Genomic DNA, 1,340 nt, shown 5'->3' on the forward strand with positions numbered 1-1,340 from the left:
GAACGGACCCGGCTGACCGGCGCCGAAGGGTCCTCTCGCTGACCGCAAGGGGCGAGGCAGCGCTTGCCAGGCTGCAGGCGGCGGCCGATCGGGATACGGCGCGGCTGATCGAAAGCGTACCCGACGACAGGTTGCATGAACTGCGCAGCGCCTTGCGCAAGGCGGGGGAATTGCTGGGTGATCCCACCCGTGAAAGCGGCGAGGTGACGTTGCGGCCGCACCGCGTCGGCGATGTCGGCTGGGTCGTGCAGCGCCAGGCCCAACTTTATGCCGAGGAATATGGCTGGACGATCGAGTTCGAGGCCATGCTCGCCGAGATCGGCGCCGATTTCATTCGCAATTTCGTGCCCGGCCGCGATTTCTGCTGGATCGCCGAGCGCGGTGGTCAGCCGGTCGGCGCGGTGTTCCTGGTTCATCAGGATGATAAGGTGGCCAAGCTGAGAATGCTGCATGTCGAGGCGTCGGCGCGCGGCTTCGGCATCGGCAAACGACTGGTGGCGGAATGCGTGAACCAGGCCCGGGCTTGCGGCTACGCCAAGCTAGTTCTGTGGACCAACGACATCCTCGTTGCGGCGCGCGCGATCTACGAACGTGCCGGCTTCAGGCTGGTCTCGCAGGAGCACCACCGCAGCTTCGGCAAGGATCTGACCGGCCAGACCTGGGAAATGGATTTGTAGGCGGCTTTTGCTGCCGGTTGCGCGCCAGCGGTATCCTAATTACCCCGCGCTGCCGCCAAAGCACCGGGAAGTTCCTCGGCAAAAATGTCGAGCTCGTGATCGAGGCCGACGCTGACGCGGATGCAGCGGTCGAGCCGTGGCACCATCGGCTTGCGGATGAAGACGTCGCGTGACAGCAGGGCTTGCAGAACTTTCAGCGCGAAGGCGCCATCGCCGCAGCAATCGATGGTGACGAAATTGGTCGCCGACGCCAGTGGCTTCAGCCCGTTCGCCTCGGCAATGCCGGCGATGCGTCGGCGGCCGGCCGCGACCCGCGCCACCACGCTTTGCAGATAGTGCTGATCGGCGAGCGCCTCGACGCCGGCGATCTGCGCCATGCGGCTGACGCCGTAATGGTTGCGGATCTTCTCGAAGTCGCGGATCACCTGGGCCTCAGCGATCGCATAGCCGCAGCGTATGCCCGCCAGCCCGTACGCCTTCGAGAAGGTGCGCATGCGGATGACGTTTGGCCTGGAGATATCGATCGGCGGCAGCGCCGAGGCCGGCCCGAGTTCGCCATAGGCCTCGTCGAGCACCAGCATGGTGGTTTCCGGCAGCGCCTCGATGAAGCGGATGATCTCGCTCGCCTCCCACCAACTGCCCATCGGATTGTCGGGGTTGGAG

At 65.3% G+C, this 1,340-nt stretch carries 2 protein-coding genes; one reads left to right on the top strand and one right to left on the bottom strand.

Annotation, left to right across the window (positions count from 1 at the left end; translation table 11 throughout):
- The coding region (locus EN879_RS36120) for a GNAT family N-acetyltransferase (protein WP_164774845.1) at positions 1 to 677 on the top strand (677 nt) is incomplete at its 5' end.
- Positions 678 to 712: 35 nt separating this feature from the next.
- Here EN879_RS36120 and EN879_RS36125 read toward each other — a convergent pair.
- A partial coding sequence (locus EN879_RS36125) for an aminotransferase class I/II-fold pyridoxal phosphate-dependent enzyme (RefSeq protein ID WP_127274721.1) occupies positions 713 to 1,340 on the bottom strand: 628 nt, incomplete at its 5' end.

It is taken from the genome of Mesorhizobium sp. M7A.F.Ca.AU.002.02.1.1 (assembly GCF_003998535.1).
In the GTDB taxonomy this organism is placed as follows: Bacteria; Pseudomonadota; Alphaproteobacteria; order Rhizobiales; family Rhizobiaceae; genus Mesorhizobium; species Mesorhizobium ciceri.